Below are 18959 nucleotides of genomic sequence, written 5' to 3'. Positions count from 1 at the left end.
ACCCTCCAAATTTTCGTTATCGAAAGGACAATCCCGTGACACATATCCGCAAAGCTGTTTTCCCCGTCGCCGGTCTTGGCACACGTTTTTTGCCCGCCACCAAATCAGTGCCCAAGGAAATGCTTCCCCTCGTTGATCGCCCGCTTATTCAATATGCCGTCGATGAAGCCCGGCAGGCGGGCATCGAAGAATTCATCTTTGTCACGGCGGCTGGTAAAGGCGCATTGGAAGATTACTTTGATACTGCGGCAGCGCTTGAACTGCGCTTGAAAAAGAACGGCAAGACAGCAGCGCTTGCCGCCCTTGGCCAAACCCGAATGCCCGAAGGGACGCTTAGTTTCATTCGACAGGATCAACCCCGGGGCCTTGGACATGCGGTCAAGCTTGCCCAACGCGCCGTCGGTAACGAACCATTTGCCGTTCTGTTGCCCGATGACGTCATCCGCGCACCACGCGGTGCCTTGGCCCAAATGGTCGATGCGCATGCACAGACGGGCGGGCATATGGTTGCAACGATGGACGTGCCCCGCGCACAAACATCATCCTATGGCGTGCTGGACGTCGATCATCAGCGCGGTCAGTTGGCCACTGCCCGTGGTATGGTCGAAAAACCACGCCCGGATGTGGCGCCATCAACCCTTGCCGTTGTTGGGCGATATATTCTGCAACCATCAGTCTTTGACCGCCTGGCTGTTCAGGGCCCCGGTGCCGGTGGGGAGCTGCAATTAACCGACGCTATCAATGCCGACCTAGCCGATGCCGGGGTCACCGGTTTCCGCTTTGCCGGGGAACGATTCGATTGCGGATCCATTCAGGGGTTTGTTCAGGCGACGACTGTCTATGCGCTTGATCGGCCAGAACTGCGCTTGGACTATGAAAAGTTCCTCAGGGCGCGTCAGGAAAGCCTGCAAGCTGTCGCGTGACGCGGGGCCACCTATCCGTTCGGGTAGGTGGCTATCCTTTTGGTTTGATGCGTTTGTAAGATTTCTGTGGCACACTCCTCGCGAGATACTCATCAGGATACTTGCTATGCCCCGCCTTTTACGCGCTGCCTTTTTCGCCTTCGTCGCCGTCTGTACAACTTCGGCGCCTATAGCGGCCGACGAACTGCAAACGCCAACACAAACTGTCGTCTTGACGGTGAGTGGAGATATTGGGGCGGTGAATGTGGATGACACAGCTCAATTTGATTTGGAAATGTTGATGTCGTTTGACCCTGTGACCATCGAGACCACAACGATCTGGACGGAAGGTGAACAGATATTTGAAGGGGTCGCGCTGCAGGCATTGCTCGAACGCCTAGAGGTGACCAATGGGACCGTTCTTGCGACCGCAATCAATAACTATACCGTAGAAATTCCTGTGACCGATGCCGTCGTTGGCGGCCCAATCGTGGCTTACTTGCTGAACGGCGACACGATGTCTGTGCGCGAAAAAGGCCCGTTGTGGATCGTCTATCCTTATGACGCGAGTGCTGACTACCGGTCAGAAGTGATCTATTCGCGTAGCATCTGGCAACTCGACCGCATTGAAATCGTTCAATAGCGTCAGGGCTGCACCTTTGAGGTGATCGTCGTGAAACCCAATCAAACGGAAAATCATTTATTCAAGTCTGTCTATCTGACGGTCGCCAGTGTGATGTTCATCATCGCCATTATATTTTTGAGTATAAACGTCGCCCGCGATTTGCGTCAGTTAGAGTCTGCGGGTTCCGACAACGTTCATTGGACTCTTTCTCAGGCCGAAGTCGAATTTCTCGAATTCACCAAAAAACTATCCGAGGCAAAAGCCAACGAACGCGGCGATTTTATCCAAATGCGCCAAAGGTTCGATGTCTTTTTCAGTCGAATTCAGACACTACAATCGGCGTCTGTGTATGCCCGCCTGCGCACTTTGGAAGATTATGAAACGGCGCTATTAGAAGTGCAGACCTTTTTGGATCGCACAGTGCCATTGATCGACAGCGATGATGCGACGTTGCGTGCGGCGTTGGGCGACATATCAGAGTATGCCGAACAGACCCGCCCACTTGTTCGCACAATTGCCAATTCTGCTCTGGATTTCTTTGCGAGTGAATCGGACGCGCGGCGCCAAACCTTTGCTGGAACCCTGTTTCAAGTCGCTGCATTGATGGCGATTCTTGTGACAGTCATGGGTTTCGCCGTCTATTATCTGCGGCGCCTGAACATCCAAAACACAGTCCGAGAGCGCGAGACTTTGGATACAGCAGATCGTATGAACACTGTCATTCAAACGTCCCTTGACGGTGTGATCGTCAGTGACAACGCTGGCCGCATCGTCGCATTTAACGCGGCCGCAGAAACCATCTTTGGTCATAAGTCTCGGGATGTTTTGGGAAAGGAATTGGGCCCGCTTATCATCCCGGAACATTTAGTCGATGCCCATGACGCGGGAATGAAACGCATGCGCGACGGCGGCGAAAAGCACGTGGTCGGCAAAGGGCGTGTAAAGCTAGAGGCCAAGCGCGCCAACGGCGATATCTTCCCTGTTGAGCTGGCAATTCAAAGTGCGCGCACGGATGACGGCGAAATCTTCATCGCGTTCCTCCGGGACATTTCCGCAAGCGTCGAAGCGGAAAAAGAGCTGATATCGGCCCGCGATCGGGCCTTGGCTGCGGACCGTCTGAAAACAGAGTTTCTGGCAACAATGAGCCATGAAATCAGGACCCCGCTGAATGGCCTATTGGGCAACCTGAACCTGATCCAAGATACAAAACTGAACGGACATCAGTTACGTTACATCCGCAATATGGAAACATCTGGCGATCTGCTATTGCGTCACGTCTCAGACGTTTTGGACATCACGCGTTACGATGTGGGTCGGCTTCAGTTGCGGCAGGTGCCGTTAAACCTTGCCAACTTGGTTCAAGAAATTGTCGACAGTCAAAGCGGAACGGCGACGACAAATAGCACAACACTGACATGGGGTTGGACCGGCGAACCCGCGAATTGGGTGCTGTCGGACCCTGAGCGGCTTCAGCACATATTGATGAACCTCATTGGGAACGCGGTCAAATTCACCCGTGGCGGAAGTGTCTCGATCATGATCAACGCAAGGCACGGGGACGGCGATAATGTCGATGTCGACTTTCAAGTTACTGATACGGGTCAAGGCATTGATGAAGATTTGAAGGGCCGTATTTTTGATGATTTTGTCACTGGAACAACCGCCTATGACAGGGTTGTGGGCGGCACGGGTTTGGGACTCAGTATTGCGCGTCGTTTCGCGACAGCGATGGGCGGTAGCATATCGGTTGACAGTGAGGTTGGGGTTGGCAGCACATTTAGCCTACATTTGCCAATGAGACAGGCCGCACCTGTCGATGAACCGGCCCCAATCCAGATAGCCGAACTTCCTGAAACAGGTTTTCATATTCTGATTGTTGAAGACAATGAAATTAACCGGACCGTCACCCGGGAAATGCTGCGAAAAGATGGCCAGCTCACCTCAGAGGTCCATGACGGAGCAGCAGCCGTAGAAATCGCACATGACTACCCATTCGACCTAATCTTGATGGATGTCAGTATGCCAATCATGGATGGGCGCACCGCTACGCGAGCTATTCGTTCCGGTGGAGGGGTTTGTGCAAACACACCAATCGTCGCCCTGACGGCAAACGCTTTAGCCACTGAACAAGCGGATTTTCTTAAGGACGGAATGAATGCCATTCTAACGAAACCGCTGTCGCGTGACGCGCTCCGAAATATAGTTCACAGATTTCTTGCGGAAATACTTGAGGATGGCCACAGAGCACTGACGTCTTCGCATGCAAGCGAGATGCGTGATCTCATCGGTGAAGACAAATATACTCGATTGCGGGCGCGTTTCGTCGACGAAGTGATGGTCTTGCACAGCTGGTTAGCGACCGAAACAGGCATGGACCTATCCGAGATTGCGAAACGGGCACACAAAGTGGCGGGTAGCGCTGCAACTTTCGGCGCCACAGACTACCGTTCGGCGTTGATCGACGTTGAAAATGCGGCCAAAGAAGAGCGGCTTGATGATATGAGCAAAGCCATCGCAGCACTTGGCCCTATTTGGGATGTGTCGCAATCATCCTTCTAATGGCTATTGATTCACTAACGCAGCGGCAGCAACGACCCCAATCACCCTGCCTATTTCGGCAATGTTGGTAACCGCACTGTCGTAACAGGCCAAGGCGTCGCCCGGCAGCAAATAGGGATCGAAATCGTCGCGATCTGCACGCCTTAGCAGATCCTCAATATCACGTTCGATAACAACCGACACACCGGTCACCGGATTGCGCGAAAACAGCACCGATGATCGGTCTGCGCTGGTACCGCGTGATCCGCCGACGCAATTGCTGTCAACGACAGCTTGCAAATACCGCGTGCCATAAGGAACTTGACGCACCGTTTGGCCAATCGCGGATGCCGCGTTATTCGTGGCAGGCTGTGTGAGGTTGGATAGAAATAGGCTGATACCAGGTGGGCTTATCGGGCTTGGCCGCATCAAATCTTCTTGAAAACACTGTCTGCTGGGCACCCGAATTTCGTCGCCGGTCAAAAGCATAATGTCGACAAGGTTTTCCCCGCTAAAAACGCCGCGCATATCCAGCTTATATAACGTTCCACCGCGTCGCACCTCGACCGCAGAAATGTCTGCATCTGGGCGAACGCCGCCGGCGGCGCGCAACGCAGCAGACAGATTTCTGGCCTCGCTAGATGCACCAAGCGCGTCTTGACGCCGGCCGTCGGCTTGATCACCAGACACACCACCAATTTCAACCGAATGGGGCTCAAATACGGCGCCGGACACGCCTACAGTGACAGAGGCAAAATCCGCGACGCGGGCTGAAATGCGTGGCCTGTCAGTATAAAAATCTTCGCTTAACAATTGGCTGGCGATATCATCTTCGATCTGATCGGTTGTGCGCCCTTGGGCGCGAATGGGGCGCAAAAATGGAAGCTTCAATGTGCCGTCGCGAGAAATGACGTATTTGCCATTGAAGGTTTCGTCGTCCCCAACCCGGATATCAACCAGATCATTGCGCGTTAGGCGTTCACCGCTCAAAATACTTGCGGCAAAGCCGCCGCCTTTACTGCCTGACCCGGCAGAATCCAGCTCGCTTTGATATGGCAGGCATTTGCTTGCGTTTATTGTGGCCGAGCGCAAGAAATCCGCGTTATCGCGTGACACATCGATGTCTCTGTACTGCGCCTGATACCCATCACCAACGGCGACGGGTTCTAGATTGTCCGGAACGTCGTAGCTGGCGCAGCCGGTCACAAGAACGCATAAGAAAACAAGTCTGTGAGATGCTCGAAACGGCAACATGATCCCCAAAAAACCAATGGCTTGATCATTGATAAGCCAACAAATCGAAAGCGTCCACTGCGCAATCACTACGTGAACTATCCGAAAGGATATAGCTCTACACGATTGCCCCTCGTGCCTCGCCTTACAGGACGGCGACGCGTGGAGTGACGCCCGATATCAAAGGGCACAGACGCAAGAGGCGATGCCCAAATGACATGGACCACGAAAACACTCGCACATCATCTGATGGCTTATGGCGCATCGGAAGTTGCCGCCAAGGCGTCGCGCCTACTGGTTGTTGTCGCGGTCGCGCGCACCTTGGATCTTAAGGAAATCGGTTTGGCAGCTGCTGCATTTGCTGCCGGAGACATCTTGAAAGCCATCACCGAGAACGGCGTCGGACAGCGCATCATCTGTGCACGATCAGATGATCTTGAGGCCACATGTGCAACGGCCCACCGGATTTTCTGGATGTGGTGCATCGGACTATTTGTGGTGCAAATGGGCATCGGCGCAACGCTGTATCTGGCGGGTGGAAGCGCCATGCTGTTCGCACTGATTGCCGTTCTCGCCGCCGAATATTTGTTCATGCCCGCTGGGCTGGTGCAGGCCGCGCTGGCCATGCGCGCGGGCAAGATGCGGGCAACCGCCGCGATTTCAGGCGCACAGGTTGTTGGCGCGAACTTGACCTCGGTTGCCCTTGTTGTGCTGTGGCCATCAGCGCTCGCACTTGTTTTACCCCGCCTGCTTTGCGCTCCAATTTGGTTGGTGTCCATGCGTCGTTTGCACCCGTGGACACGCGACAAATCTGCAGGGCTTGCCCCGCTGCGCCCGTTCGTAACATTTGGTTGGGCCGTCTTGGGTGTTGAGGTCGTAAAGGCCCTGCGCCTGCAAGTAGATAAGATCATTGTAGGAGCGATGATGGGGGCCGAAGCACTTGGTCTGTACTTCATGGCGTTTAACGCAGGTCTAAGTCTTTCGAACGCTTTCTCGACCGCGTTTTCAACGGTCCTTTTTCCATACCTCAGCCAAGCTGCTGATAAAGCGACCGCCCTGCGTCAAAGCATGTGGCTTAGCCTCGGAATGATCTCCCCGATCGTTTTACTGCAATCGTTGCTGGCACCTGTCTATGTTCCAATTCTGTTTGGAGATGGTTGGGATCAGGTCGCCGGGATCGTTTCAGTACTTTGCCTTGTTGCGATCCCCACCACGCTTTGGTCGGCAGCTGCCGGCTGGCTGCGCAGCGAAAACCGCCCGCAAACCGAACTATGGAGCACCGTGGCGTTGACCCTTGGCCTGTCCGTGAACACGGTGATGCTGGCTCCACTTGGCTTGCAAACGGTCGCAACGGGATACGCCGTGGCCAGCTTTGTCTTGATGTTTGCCGCGTCCTTTCCCGTCATCCTGGCCAATCTTGGCCCACAACCCAAAGGAGCTTAATCATGCCGCGATTTTCAATCGTCATTCCCTGCTACAACGCCGCCAACACGCTGGTTAAAACTTTGGACAGCATTCAAGCGCAAACCTTTTCCGATTGGGAGATAATCTGCGTCGACGATGGGTCCACTGATCTGACCACTGATTTGATTGCTGACGCCGCGAAACGGGATAATCGGATTAAGCTGGCCTACAACCTGCGCAAGGGCCCTAGCGAGGCGCGTAACCTTGGTGCGCAACATCTATCGAGCGGAGACATCATCGCGTTTTGTGACGCTGACGACATTTGGGCGCCGGAAAAGTTGGCGGATTTAGCTGGTGCGTTTGATGATACAAAAACTCACGGCGCCTTTGGAAAAATTGCGTTCTTTGTGAGTGATCCGCAGACCGCCCGTGTTTTCTCTACCGTTCCGACGGGTCCTTTGTCCATTGATCGGTTGCTTGGAGAAAATCCTGTTTGCACCATGTCCAACCTTAGCATTCGCAAGACCTGCTTTGTTCAAACCGGTGGTTTTGATCCTTCAATTGTTCACAACGAAGACCTCGAATGGCTTATCCGTGTGGTTGGGCAAGGCATGCAGATTATCGGACTTGATACCTTTCACACTTGGTATCGAACCAACCCAACGGGGCTTTCCGCTGACCTAGGCGCGATGCAGGCGGGCCGGCGGCGGGCGTTGGATACAGCGAAAAACCTTGGCTTTTCGGCCACAAAGCGTTCGCAAGCCGTCCATCTGAGATATTTGGCACGCCGGGCCCTTCGGCTTGGTCTGGCCCGGCGGGTTGCGTTCGGTTTTGCCATCGCGGGATTACTTCAAAGCCCTTCTGGATTCTTGACCCCGCCAAGGCGCGGCGCGCTCACCTTTATTGGCGCGCTTGGCAATCTGGTTTTGCCGCGCCGTCTTTCACACGCCCTGTTTTCTCAGTAATTGAAGGATCATCCTATGACCCTAGCAACAATTGTCGTTCCCGCATTCAATGTATCACGAACCCTACCAGATACGCTGAAAGCCCTTTTGGCCCAGACCTATAACCATTTCGAAATCGTCGTTGTCGATGACGGGTCGTCTGATGGCACCCTGGCGATTGCGCAATCTTTCACAGGGGACCCCCGCCTGCGGATCATACGGCAGCCCAACCGTGGGCTGGCAGGCGCGCGCAACACCGGAATTGCAGCAGCCCATGGGCGCTTTATCGGGTTTTGTGATGCGGATGACCTTTGGGATCCTCAGAAGCTGGAAACACATGTCAGGCATCTGCAAGCTAATCCGCATGTCGGCATCAGCTTTTCCGGCTCACAGTTGATTGATGATAATGGGCGCCCAATGCGCCTGGCACAAAAGCCGCGGCTACGCGGGGTTGATCCAGAGCATGTTTTGAAGCGCAATCCAATCGGAAATGGCTCTGCGCCAGTCATACGCAAAGCCGTGTTTGATGAGATCGCGTATCGCCCTGCGCATGAAGCCAGCCGCGACTGGTATTTTGACGAAACATTCCGGCAATCTGAGGATATCGAGTGCTGGCTGCGGATCGCATTGACTACCGATTGGACCATCGTCGGCGTTCCAGGACTGCTCACAAAATACCGCATCAATGCAGGTGGACTTTCCGCCAGCACCGATAACCAACTGGCCGCGTGGGAACGGATGGTTGCAAAGCTAACGCCAATTTCCCCTGATTTTTTTGCAAAACATGTTAATGCGGCACGGGCCTATCAATTGCGATATCTCTGCCGACGCGCCGTCAGCGATTTGGATCTTTCGAAGGCACGAATGCTGGCAGATGCATGGCTTCAGACATCGTATAGGCCCTTTATTGAAGAACCAAGGAAGTCGCTGGTGACTTATGCGGCTGTCGTCGCAATGCGGATGGCTGGTCCTCGAACGATCCGAGGTATGATGGCACTAAGCGCGGGGTTGGCGTGATGTTTGACATGAAAAAACCACGTGTCGTTCATTTAATTGATGACACGACGGCCGGCGGTGTCATGCGTGTTTTGGATCATATTACCGGATCATCCGAACTTGCAGAACATGCTTGCCACAAAATGCTGAAGGTGGCGCGTGGCGCAATTTCATTCCGCAAGATCCACGCGGATATTATTGTCTCTCACCTTTCGATCAGTTGGCGGACTTTGCCGGCGCTCATCGCGTTGCGGACGTGCCATCCGCTCACCAAGATAGTCCACGTCGAACATAGCTACACGGCTGCGTTCGTAACCCATAACGTAGCCCGAACAGGTCGTTTCTATACATTATTGCGCCGTTCGTTTTCGTTGTTTGATCGGGTCGTGGCCGTCAGCAATGGACAAGCAAACTGGCTGCGTATGCAGGGGCTGGTGGCTGACGCCAAGTTGCGGGTGATCCAATCCTATGTCGATTTGCAACCCTTTGCAGAAATCCCTGATCGTTCCGGCCCCATCCGCATCTTTGGCGCAATTGGTCGTTTTGACCGGCAAAAGGGTTTTGACACGCTAATCAAAGCATTTCGTCAAACAAAAAACCCAGATCTCCGCCTTTGTTTCTTTGGTGAAGGCGACGAGGAAACAACGTTGCGGGCTTTGGCAAAAGGTGACGCGCGTATCCAGTTCAAAGGCTTCGCGCCTGACCCGCAGGATGCATATCGCATGGTCGATGCCGTGGCCATGCCGTCAAGGTGGGAAGCATACGGGCTAGTTGCAATAGAAGCATTGAGCGCGCGCCGCGTCTTGATTTGTAATGCCTGTGACGGCCTGCAGGATCATTCAATATTCGGAGCGCATATTCTGGATGATAATACTATTGAAAATTGGTTCGACATTTTCGCGGCGCAAGACAGTGGCTTTAGCCCGTGTGATGGCCGATCTATGACGCGTGTTCTGCGAGACAATAACTTGGAGAATTGGCATGGCTTGGTACGTGACCTAGTGTATTAAAACGCGATGTTAGCCTAGGGAATAAATGCTTGGATAATCGATAGCTTGGACGGACCAAGAGGACCTGAAGTTGTCGCCGCCCTCGTCCTATGTCCGATTGACGTTATCGGACAAACAGCGCACCAAAATATGCTGCTGGTCATTTTGATCGGGTTTATGATTGAAGCGACAGCCTGACTTCACACCTTTTGGAAGAGCGGTGACCCTTGGCATCGACGGCAACTTGGAAGCCCCAAATATCAAGGGTCGTTGGTTCTGCTAATCGGGAGATTTCAGACAAAGCCATAGTTGGCACATGACGACAATATTGTACGACGTTTCTTATTGAAGAAGAATATCCCTGCGATTGTGAAATGGTAGGAGATGAAGACGGTATCGTTCAGCAGGTCTCACTTGCAGTTAGAACAAACAGATTTGACCTAACTGGTACTACTGAGGTTAATACTGTTGACCGCAATTATTTTATTGGGGCTTCACAAAGGAACGGGGGGGGGCGTACTTTTACGTAAAGGTATATTATAAAGAACCTTATTTCGCCGCCACTGGGGATGAGTATCTGCGATTTTGATCGATTGGCGCAGCAAATTGGGCGCAGTTATTCCCAAGTTCCGTATGAGAATGGTTCGGGAGGGCAAAACTCGAACACGGCCACTGCACAGGCTATTCGTGATGCAGGTGGTTCGGTCCCAGAAACTGGATCGTGGCATGAAAACGCTAGTCCAAACTAGGAATAGAAATATTGAAAAAGACGTTAAAAATTTTGGTAGTATGTTTAGCATTTATTGCAATTACCTTGTCCGCTTTTGCAATAATGCACAAAAAAACAGTCCGTTCCGGTACATATTTTGATCTACACATAGGCCAAAGCAAGGATGCAGTATTACGCACTTTAACTGCGAAAGATAACATCTCAATGTTAGGCGTCTTTAGCCCAGACAGGATAACCGTGACCGCTGATGATTTGTCACGACTATCTGAACTTATGACAAAGGAGGCCATACGTCTTCAAGGTTTCGGTGTCAGTACGCGAGTCGAAATAATTGACGGTCGGGTTTCTTGGATAAGTCCCTTCTATGGAAACCCTAATCTTGTAGAGTTAAATGTATCGGTTGGTGACAGTGTCGATGTCCTTGAGCGATATATCAGAGCAGCATTTATCCATAATCCATTGGACAGCGTGGTGGATTCACCGCGACGTAACCAAGCCAGTCAGCACCCATACCTTGTAGAACTGGACCAGTATGATGAATTTCGTAACAGCACTGGATATGAGTGGCTCATATCATACAATCATTGGGATTTTACACGAACTGACGACGTTATAGCGATACGTTTAACCTTCGAAGACGACAAATTGGCGGAAATTTTTCGTACGGATTACTTTTTTACTCTGAAGTAATAAGACTAGGGCCTTCTCACTACTTTTGGCGCACCTGAATTGGGGTGGTTGGGTCGAAGCGCAAGCGCTGAGACACCACACTCCCCGGACGGATGGCGACCTTCGCGATCAACGGTGTTGTGCGCCGAATATGAATACAACTTCCTTGGCCAGGAAGTCATTCGCAGGCTCACGCAGGTGGGCCAAACAAACCACGCCGTGCATGACGCAGCGGGCAACCGGATTGCGGAATACGACTACGATGAAAGCGCGCTCACCAGCACTCTGATCCGCGAATATATCTGGGCGGATGGGATGGTTGTGGCCGTGGTCGAAGGCGGCGCGCTCTACTTCGTGCGTACCGACCACATCGGACTACCTGTGTTTGCGACAGATGATCTGGGTGCGGTGGTGTGGGAAGCGTCATACCTCCCCTTCGGTGGCGTACAGACTTCTACCGGAGCCAACTCCGACCTCCGCTTCCCCGGCCAATGGTTCCAATCCGAGACAGGCCTCCACCAAAACTGGATGCGCGACTACGATCCGACGACAGGGCGGTACATCCAAGCCGACCCACTCGGGCTGATCGATGGGGCGAGTGTGTACGGGTATGTGACGCAAAACCCGGGGCGGTATATTGACCGGAGGGGGCTGACTCTTTCATGCCCAGCGTCACCCCCAACTGGAAACCATATGTCGGTAGGTCCAGTGTATTTCACTGCGGATATGACGGATACTTAGAGGATCGAGACCCTACTCCGGATGACCCCGTTGGTGAGTGCTTTTATGATGAAAACGATAACCTCGTTGAAGAAGGCTGTCATGAATATGGTCTTTACGGTGGTACACCAGACCAGTATCCAGCTTCTGACCCATGGAACCACATTTTTGACGATAGCGGCGGCGTGTGGGAAGAAGGATGGGATGCCTACAATGAATCAAGGAGATACTACGACGACAAAAGGCATCGGGAATGGGCGCAGTGTTCAACTACTCGTTCCTGTCGATAAGAGAGAAAACCCGATATGATGTTTAAACCCAAAACACTCGTCATAGAGTTACTTCTAGGTTTTTGTGGCTCATTTTTGCTCCTGTTGATTTATATATCCCTTTCGAAGGGTTTCGGTGTCAATGAGCTTGGAAAGTCCATATTTGCGCTTACATTTGTGTTATTGTCTCCGCTTCTCGCTGTTGTTAGCAATATTTGGGCCCTACTTGGAGTAATTGCGCTCACTTTTACTACAATATTACAAATTATCCTTGTTAGAAGCCCATTTCTTAGGTTCGCTATAGGAGCACAAACTGCATTGTGGTTCTACTTCGGAATGTGGTGTACCTCACATTTTTTCTATTAAAAGGGCCTTGCCATCCACGACGAGGCAGGCAACCGGATTGCGGAATATGACTATGATGAAAGCACCTTCACCAGCACGTTGATCCGCGAATATATCTTGGCCGATGGGATGGTGGTCGCTGTGGTCGACGCAGGGCAACTGTATTTTGTCAGAACCGATCACATCGGGCGGCCAATCTTCGCAACCGACACCCTCGGCACCAAAGTCTGGGAGGTCACACAACGACAAGCGAGACTGGGTTGATGACAAAGCAGCGGAGTTGCTTCACTACATGCCAAGCCACTTTTGGGAAGAAGTAAGCCGACACAATAAAAAGCAAAAACCAGCCATACATAGGGGTACGGCTGGTTTGAGAACTTTGAAAGTTATTGACAGGCAGCCAGAGACGCCGCGAGGTTTTTGATCAGCTGGGGGTAAAAATCTGCGCCCAGTTCTAGGTCAGCCCCAAGCGGATCGATGATACCAGTATGCGCTTGGCTGCCTTCGAGAACAGTTGCGACGAGGCCGGGGTTGAATTGCGGCTCTGCGAGGACACAATCGATCCCTTCGTCCGCGACCCGTGCTTGGATTTCGGCAATGCGTGCGGGACTTGGATCAGAGGCATCGCCGATCGAAATGGCGCCAGCCGCAGGAAAATCGAAGTCGTTTTCGAAGTATTGGTATGCGTCATGGAACACGATGAATTTTTCGCCGCGCACAGGGGCAAGCGTTGCATTTACTTCGCCTATGACGGCTTCGATTTCCGCACGACCCGCAGCCGCATTTGCAAAATACTCGCCAGCGTTTTCTGGGTCCGCTGCAGAGAGCTGACCTGCGATTACATTCAGCCAGTTCATAGCATTGTTTGGCGATAGCCATGCATGCGGATCATGAGCACCATGGCCGTGATCATCATGGTCATCGTGGCCGTCATGTTCTTCTTCATGCTCGTCGTGATCATCGTGGCCGTCATGTTCTTCTTCATGCTCGTCGTGATCATCGTGGTCGTCATGCTCTTCCTCATGTTCGTCGTGATCATCGTGGTCGTCATGCTCTTCCTCATGCTCGTCGTGATCATCATGATCGTCATGTTCTTCTTCATGCTCATCATGGTCGCTGTGATCGTGTTTCTCAAACAGCGCGTTTTCACGGAATTCCAGCTCAACCGTACCGTCGGTTTCCAGCAGTTCTGTAACAGAAGCGTCCGACGAGAGCGTTTCGATTGTGTCCGCCAGCCAGGGTGTCAGCCCTGCGCTGACCCAAAACACGACATCAGCTTCTTGCAATGCGCGCGCTTCGGATGGGCGCAGGCTGTATTCATGCGGGCTTGCACCCAGTTGAACCACGAGGTTAGGAGCGCCGACACCATCCATGACCCGAGAGACCAGTGAATGCACCGGTGCGATATCAACGGCAACTTTGGGAACATCAGCATATGCCGTTCCGCCCATCAACGCGGCAGTGAGTGAGAGAGAAAGAAGCTTTCTGGACATCGGGGTCTCCGTGTGATTTTATTACATTAATCATCCACGTAAATGAAATGTTATAGCATGACAAGAGAGCCCGCGCAGAGCGGCACATATGGTGACCCCTCAGGTTTTTCAGATCACGATCATACTATATGTGTGAGCGATGCGCTGGCTGTCGCCGAAGCACGCTGTAAGCAGGAAGCGCTGCGTTTTACCCCTGTGCGGCGTAAAGTGCTCGAAATCTTGCTACAAGAACACCGCGCACTTGGCGCATATGCGATTCTTGATCGCCTGAAAGAAGATGGGTTTGGGTCGCAGCCCCCCGTCGCCTACCGTGCGTTGGATTTTCTTGTGCTGCACGGGTTTGCCCATAAAATTGAACGGATGAACGCATTTACCGCCTGCACAGACCCTGAACATGCGCATACACCTGCGTTTATGATATGCCGGCTGTGCGATGCCGTGGCTGAAACACAGTCTTCGCCTGCGAAGGGCGCGCTTGAAGATGCCGCTCGCACGACCGGGTTTCAAATCGAACATACCACGGTCGAAGCCGAGGGGATTTGCCCCGCCTGTGTCGAAAAGGCTGACTAGCGATGAACCTTGTAAACGTTGAAGGTCTGAGCGTCCGCTACGGCGCCCGAACGGTTTTGTCGCATGTTTCGCTTGGTGTTGCGAAGGGCGAAATCGTCACGATTGTTGGTCCAAACGGGTCTGGGAAAACAAGCCTTTTACGCGCAATCATCGGTGCGGTAAAACCTGCGCAGGGCAAAGTGTCTCGTGGGGCTGATGTCAAAATCGGCTATGTGCCGCAAAAGCTGCATATTGACGAAACCCTGCCGATGACGGTGACGCGGTTTCTTAATCTCCCACACAGCGTTACGGCCCAAGATATCGAGGCTGCCCTAACACAAGCGGGCGTGCCAAACCTGTCCAAATCGCAACTTTCACAGCTTTCAGGCGGGCAGTTTCAACGGGTCTTGCTGGCGCGCGCCCTGATTGGGAATCCTGATTTGTTACTCTTGGACGAGGCGACGCAGGGGCTGGATCAACGCGGGTCGGCGTCATTTTACCAACAGATCGAAGCTGTAAGGCAGGAAACCGGCTGCGCCGTTTTGATGATTAGCCACGAATTGCACGTGGTCATGAGCGCCTCTGACCGGGTGATTTGCCTGAACGGGCACGTCTGCTGCGAAGGAACCCCTGCGGTGGTTGCCTCTGCCCCCGAATACCGGGCGCTGTTCGGGACAGGGACCAGGGGCGCATTGGCGCTTTATCAGCATGACCACGATCATAACCATGACCACGCAGAGGCCGCCGAATAATGCTTGATGATTTTATGGTCCGCGCGGCCCTTGCGGGTATCGGCGTCGCGATTGCGGCTGCACCGTTGGGATGTTTTGTGGTCTGGCGGCGCATGGCCTATTTTGGCGATGCAACCGCGCATGCAGCCATTCTTGGTGTGGCGCTATCATTGGCGTTTTCAATGTCTGTTTTCATAGGCGCAATGGCAGTTGCATTGATAATGGCCTTAACCGTCAACCTGCTGTCCGGGCGCGGCTATGCGATGGATACGCTTTTGGGCGTCTTGGCGCATTCGGCCCTTGCGTTCGGTTTGGTCGCGGTGTCGTTTTTATCGGGCATACGCATTGATCTGATGTCCTATCTGTTTGGTGATATCCTTGCGGTTTCGCGTGGCGATCTTAGCGTGATCTGGAGCGGTGCTTTGCTTGTCGTGCTGCTGATCGGGTGGCGCTGGTCTGCCTTGCTCACATCGACGCTGAACGAAGACTTGGCCTATGCCAGTGAAATTAATCCCAAACGCGAACAGCTTGTGTTGACTGTAGCCTTGGCGATTACGGTTGCCGTCGCGATTAAAGTCGTCGGGGTGTTGCTGATCGCGGCGTTACTGATCATCCCAGCCGCCGCGGCAAGACCGTTGTCGCGAACGCCCGAAGGTATGGCTGTTGCCGCGGGCGCAATCGGTATGCTGTCGACGGTCGTTGGATTACGCGCAGCCTATGTGCTGGATACGCCAGCTGGGCCGTCAATCGTTTGTGTCGCCGCGCTAACGTTTCTTGCGTCCAGCATGTTAAAATCAGCGTTATCCGCCAGATCATAAAAAAGCCCCGCTAAATAAGCGGGGCCCTTTCTTTGTTGGATATAAGGTGCAGCGCCTTTAGAAGTGCGCTGAAAGCGCGTCGAGTGGCGCCTTCTTAGGTGGTGCGAACTTTGTCAGATCGATGCCTGCCACAGCGGTTTTATACTCTGCCAATGTCGGGGTGCGGCCCAAGATCGCGGAAAGCACAACAACCGGAGTAGACGCGAGCAGTGATTCACCTTTTTTCTCAGTTGAATCAGCAACAACCCGGCCTTGGAACAAGCGCGTCGATGTCGCGAGGACTGTATCCCCTTTCGCCGCTTTTTCTTGGTTCCCCATGCACAGGTTACAGCCGGGGCGTTCAAGATACAGAATGTTTTCGTAATCCGTGCGGGCCGTAACCTTTGGCGCGGCGTCGTCGAATTCGAACCCACTGTATTTTTGCAGGATTTCCCAGTCGCCTTCTTCCTTCAACTCATCAATGATGTTGTAGGTTGGTGCGGCCACAACAAGCGGCGCTTGAAAGGCAACCTTGCCTTGCTCTGCTTCGAGGTTGCGGAGCATTTGCGCGACAATTTTGATGTCGCCTTTGTGAACCATGCAAGACCCGACAAAGCCAAGATCGACCTCTTTTTCAGCCTTATAGTAGGAAATCGGGCGGATCGTGTCGTGCGTATAGCGCTTGGAAACGTCGATGTTATTGACATCAGGATCCGCGATCATTGGCTCAACGATCGCATCCAGATCAACCACAACTTCGGCAAAGTATTTTGCGTTACTGTCAGGTTGCAGCGCAGGTTTTTCACCAGAACGGATTTCTGCAATCCGTTGATCCGCCTTTGCGATCAGCCCGGCCAGCATGCCATTTTCATGCTCCATACCTTTGTCGATCATGATTTGGATACGTGATTTCGCCAGCTCCAATGAGCCGATCAGCGTATCATCATCAGAGATACAGACAGAGGCTTTCGCTTTCATTTCAGCGGTCCAATCCGTAAAGGTGAACGCTTGGTCTGCCAGCAATGTGCCGATGTGGACCTCGATCACGCGGCCTTGGAAGACGTTATCGCCGTGTTGTTCCAACATCTGCGCTTGCGTCGCGTGCACAACATCGCGGAAATCCATGTGGTCGGCCATTGCGCCTTTGAATGTCACCTTCACCGATTCTGGGATCGGCATAGAGGATTCACCTGTCGCTAGCGCCAGCGCAACAGTGCCAGAATCAGCACCAAAAGCGACGCCCTTAGACATACGTGTGTGGCTGTCACCGCCGATGATCACATCCCAATCGCTAACCGTTAGATCGTTCAGCACCTTGTGGATCACGTCGGTCATCGCGTGATAGACCCCTTTGGGATCACGCCCAGTGACCAGACCAAAATCGTTCATGAATTTCATCAGACGTGGGGTGTTTTCCTGCGCTTTGATATCCCAGACTGACGCCGTGTGGCAGCCCGACTGATAGGCCCCGTCAACAGATGGTGACACGGTCATCGCGGCCATCGCTTCGAGCTCTTGCATCGTCATCAGGCCGGTGGTGTCTTGCGAACCCACGATATTCACGCCAACGCGCACATCCGAACCTGCGTGCAAAACAGCACCCGGCGTCACGCCGCGCGCGTTTGCGTTAAAGATCTTTTCAACGGCGGTAAGACCTTGGTCATCATTGCTGATTTCTTTGGACGGTGCAAAGACCAGCGGTGCTTCGACACCAAGCGTTTCAGCAGCAAATGTCTGAAGCTTCTTACCAAAGACGATGGCATATGAACTGCCAGCCTTCATGAACTCCATCTTTTGCGGGGTAAATGACGCGGCCATATCGACCAGTTTTTCCCCATCTTCACTATAAAGCGCTTTTTCTTTGGTGTTGATTTTCAGAACAGTGCCTGTGTCGACCGAATATTTTTGCTCAAGAATGGCGTCGCCATCGTTATTCAGAACAGGGTTACCGTCTTCATCAACTTTCTTGACCCAGTTTTTCAGATCCACACCGATACCACCGGTCACGCCAACAGTTGTCAGGAAGATCGGTGAAATACCGTTGGTCCCTGCAACAACGGGGGCATAATTCACAAATGGCACATAGGGTGACGCCTGTTTCCCGGTCCAAAGGGCCACGTTGTTCACACCAGACATCCGCGACGAGCCAACACCCATTGTGCCTTTTTCAGCGATCAGCATGACGCGCGCGTCAGGGTGCTGCACTTTCAGTTCTTCGATGTGCTTTTGCGCAGCTTCGTCGATCAGGCATTTGCCGTGCAATTCACGGTCCGCACGCGAGTGTGCTTGGTTGCCCGGCGACAAAAGGTCTGTCGAAATATCGCCCTCTGCTGCAACATAGGTGACAACTTTTACTTCTTCATCAATCTCGGGCAACTTTGTAAAGAACTCGGCTTGTAGGTAGCTTTTGATGATGTCAGTCGCGATGGGGTTTTGCGCCTCATGCGCAGCTTTCAGACGGTCGGTGTCAGCCTCGTAAAGGAACACTTGTGTCTTCAGCACGTCAGCAGCTTGTCCAGCCAAATCCAGATCATCGCCAAGGGCGAGATCGATCAAGACCTCAACAGAAGGGCCGCCCTTCATGTGTGACAGCAGCTCAAATGCATAGGTTGGGGTGATTTCGGCAACCGCTGCCTGCCCCAGAATGATCTCTTTGAGGAATTGCGCCTTTGCGCCAGCCGCGTTCGTGGTGCCGGGCAGTGTGTTGTAGATGAAATAGTGCAATGAATCGGCGCGATGCGCGTGATCGACATCTTTGATCTGCGCGATAATTTCTAGCGTCAAAGCCGCGTCATCAATTGGTTTCGGGTGCAGCCCTTGCTCTTTGCGGGTTTCGATTTCAGCTAGGTAATCGCTATACAAGCTCATTGGCTATCCTATCATATCTGTTGGGTGCTTGGGCGGCAAAATGGGACATGTTTCGACCGCGCACGCTATTTGTATGCGGCGGTATACCAAAAAGCGACTCCGTTCAAGCCTCGCTGACCCACCGATAACACCAGTTTCATGAAATTTTTTAAAAACT

The 18959-nt window shown here is 52.9% G+C and carries 15 protein-coding genes; 12 read left to right on the top strand and 3 right to left on the bottom strand.

Annotated features, from left to right (window positions below):
* Nucleotides 1-35 precede the first annotated feature (35 nt).
* The 3 genes from Yoon_RS11575 (at nt 36) to Yoon_RS11565 (ending at nt 4086) form a co-directional block, all read left to right on the top strand.
* The gene (locus Yoon_RS11575) at nt 36-923 is read left to right on the top strand and encodes a UTP--glucose-1-phosphate uridylyltransferase (protein WP_238112388.1); all 888 of its coding nucleotides are present in this window, start codon (nt 36-38) and stop codon (nt 921-923) included.
* Nucleotides 924-1029: 106 nt separating this feature from the next.
* Nucleotides 1030-1545 (top strand): molybdopterin-dependent oxidoreductase, encoded by a 516-nt coding sequence (locus Yoon_RS11570; protein WP_238112387.1) that lies wholly within the window; start codon nt 1030-1032, stop codon nt 1543-1545.
* A 30-nt stretch (nt 1546-1575) separates the two neighbouring features.
* Nucleotides 1576-4086, top strand: a complete 2511-nt coding sequence (locus Yoon_RS11565) for an ATP-binding protein (RefSeq protein ID WP_238112385.1) — start codon at nt 1576-1578, stop codon at nt 4084-4086.
* A 3-nt stretch (nt 4087-4089) separates the two neighbouring features.
* On the opposite strand, the gene Yoon_RS11560 is transcribed toward Yoon_RS11565, so the two are convergent.
* Nucleotides 4090-5271 (bottom strand): polysaccharide biosynthesis/export family protein, encoded by a 1182-nt coding sequence (locus tag Yoon_RS11560; protein WP_238112384.1) that lies wholly within the window; start codon nt 5269-5271, stop codon nt 4090-4092.
* Nucleotides 5272-5511: 240 nt separating this feature from the next.
* Here Yoon_RS11560 and Yoon_RS11555 point away from each other — a divergent pair, with 240 nt between their 5' ends.
* The 6 genes from Yoon_RS11555 (at nt 5512) to Yoon_RS11530 (ending at nt 11771) form a co-directional block, all read left to right on the top strand.
* Entirely contained in the window at nt 5512-6741 is a 1230-nt protein-coding gene (locus Yoon_RS11555; RefSeq protein WP_238112383.1) for an oligosaccharide flippase family protein, read from the top strand.
* 2 nt (nt 6742-6743) lie between these two features.
* Nucleotides 6744-7667 carry a glycosyltransferase family 2 protein gene (locus tag Yoon_RS11550; protein WP_238112382.1) on the top strand — a complete coding sequence of 308 codons (924 nt, stop codon included), beginning with the start codon at nt 6744-6746 and terminating at the stop codon, nt 7665-7667.
* A 15-nt stretch (nt 7668-7682) separates the two neighbouring features.
* Nucleotides 7683-8663, top strand: a complete 981-nt coding sequence (locus tag Yoon_RS11545) for a glycosyltransferase family A protein (protein ID WP_238112381.1) — start codon at nt 7683-7685, stop codon at nt 8661-8663.
* Nucleotides 8664-8671: 8 nt separating this feature from the next.
* The gene (locus tag Yoon_RS11540; RefSeq protein WP_238112380.1) at nt 8672-9652 is read left to right on the top strand and encodes a glycosyltransferase; all 981 of its coding nucleotides are present in this window, start codon (nt 8672-8674) and stop codon (nt 9650-9652) included.
* Between the two features lie 739 nt (nt 9653-10391).
* On the top strand, nt 10392-11051 hold the full coding sequence (locus Yoon_RS11535; protein WP_238112379.1) for a hypothetical protein: 660 nt from the start codon (nt 10392-10394) through the stop codon (nt 11049-11051).
* 177 nt (nt 11052-11228) lie between these two features.
* Complete coding sequence (locus Yoon_RS11530; RefSeq protein ID WP_238112378.1) at nt 11229-11771, top strand: RHS repeat-associated core domain-containing protein; 543 nt, start codon at nt 11229-11231, stop codon at nt 11769-11771.
* Nucleotides 11772-12750: 979 nt separating this feature from the next.
* Here Yoon_RS11530 and Yoon_RS11525 read toward each other — a convergent pair.
* Complete coding sequence (locus tag Yoon_RS11525) at nt 12751-13857, bottom strand: zinc ABC transporter substrate-binding protein (protein ID WP_238112377.1); 1107 nt, start codon at nt 13855-13857, stop codon at nt 12751-12753.
* Between the two features lie 57 nt (nt 13858-13914).
* On the opposite strand from Yoon_RS11525, the gene Yoon_RS11520 reads away from it, so the two are divergent.
* Genes Yoon_RS11520 through Yoon_RS11510 form a run of 3 tightly spaced genes read left to right on the top strand, consistent with a single transcriptional unit; the run spans nt 13915 to nt 15955 of the window.
* The gene (locus Yoon_RS11520) at nt 13915-14427 is read left to right on the top strand and encodes a transcriptional repressor (RefSeq protein WP_238112376.1); all 513 of its coding nucleotides are present in this window, start codon (nt 13915-13917) and stop codon (nt 14425-14427) included.
* Between the two features lie 2 nt (nt 14428-14429).
* Nucleotides 14430-15158, top strand: coding sequence for a metal ABC transporter ATP-binding protein (locus tag Yoon_RS11515; RefSeq protein WP_238112375.1), 729 nt, complete (start codon nt 14430-14432; stop codon nt 15156-15158).
* Complete coding sequence (locus Yoon_RS11510) at nt 15158-15955, top strand: metal ABC transporter permease (protein ID WP_238112374.1); 798 nt, start codon at nt 15158-15160, stop codon at nt 15953-15955. Before Yoon_RS11515 ends, Yoon_RS11510 begins: the two co-directional genes overlap by 1 nt.
* Nucleotides 15956-16012: 57 nt before the next feature.
* On the opposite strand, the gene Yoon_RS11505 is transcribed toward Yoon_RS11510, so the two are convergent.
* The gene (locus tag Yoon_RS11505) at nt 16013-18802 is read right to left on the bottom strand and encodes a bifunctional aconitate hydratase 2/2-methylisocitrate dehydratase (protein WP_238112373.1); all 2790 of its coding nucleotides are present in this window, start codon (nt 18800-18802) and stop codon (nt 16013-16015) included.
* Between the last annotated feature and the right edge of the window lie 157 nt (nt 18803-18959).

Origin of the sequence: Yoonia sp. I 8.24 (assembly GCF_022096995.1) — a bacterium.
Lineage (GTDB): Bacteria > Pseudomonadota > Alphaproteobacteria > Rhodobacterales > Rhodobacteraceae > Yoonia.
This window is presented reverse-complemented; position numbering and strand designations above follow the sequence as displayed.

What these genes read in the sequence shown, in the direction of transcription:
- Yoon_RS11570 (WP_238112387.1), top strand. Translation starts at nt 1,030, where the DNA reads ATGCCCCGCCTTTTACGCGCTGCCTTTTTCGCCTTCGTCGCCGTCTGT.
- Yoon_RS11525 (WP_238112377.1), bottom strand. Translation starts at nt 13,857, where the DNA reads ATGTCCAGAAAGCTTCTTTCTCTCTCACTCACTGCCGCGTTGATGGGC.
- Yoon_RS11540 (WP_238112380.1), top strand. Translation starts at nt 8,672, where the DNA reads ATGAAAAAACCACGTGTCGTTCATTTAATTGATGACACGACGGCCGGC.
- Yoon_RS11545 (WP_238112381.1), top strand. Translation starts at nt 7,683, where the DNA reads ATGACCCTAGCAACAATTGTCGTTCCCGCATTCAATGTATCACGAACC.
- Yoon_RS11505 (WP_238112373.1), bottom strand. Translation starts at nt 18,802, where the DNA reads ATGAGCTTGTATAGCGATTACCTAGCTGAAATCGAAACCCGCAAAGAG.
- Yoon_RS11550 (WP_238112382.1), top strand. Translation starts at nt 6,744, where the DNA reads ATGCCGCGATTTTCAATCGTCATTCCCTGCTACAACGCCGCCAACACG.
- Yoon_RS11510 (WP_238112374.1), top strand. Translation starts at nt 15,158, where the DNA reads ATGCTTGATGATTTTATGGTCCGCGCGGCCCTTGCGGGTATCGGCGTC.
- Yoon_RS11520 (WP_238112376.1), top strand. Translation starts at nt 13,915, where the DNA reads ATGACAAGAGAGCCCGCGCAGAGCGGCACATATGGTGACCCCTCAGGT.
- Yoon_RS11555 (WP_238112383.1), top strand. Translation starts at nt 5,512, where the DNA reads ATGACATGGACCACGAAAACACTCGCACATCATCTGATGGCTTATGGC.
- Yoon_RS11515 (WP_238112375.1), top strand. Translation starts at nt 14,430, where the DNA reads ATGAACCTTGTAAACGTTGAAGGTCTGAGCGTCCGCTACGGCGCCCGA.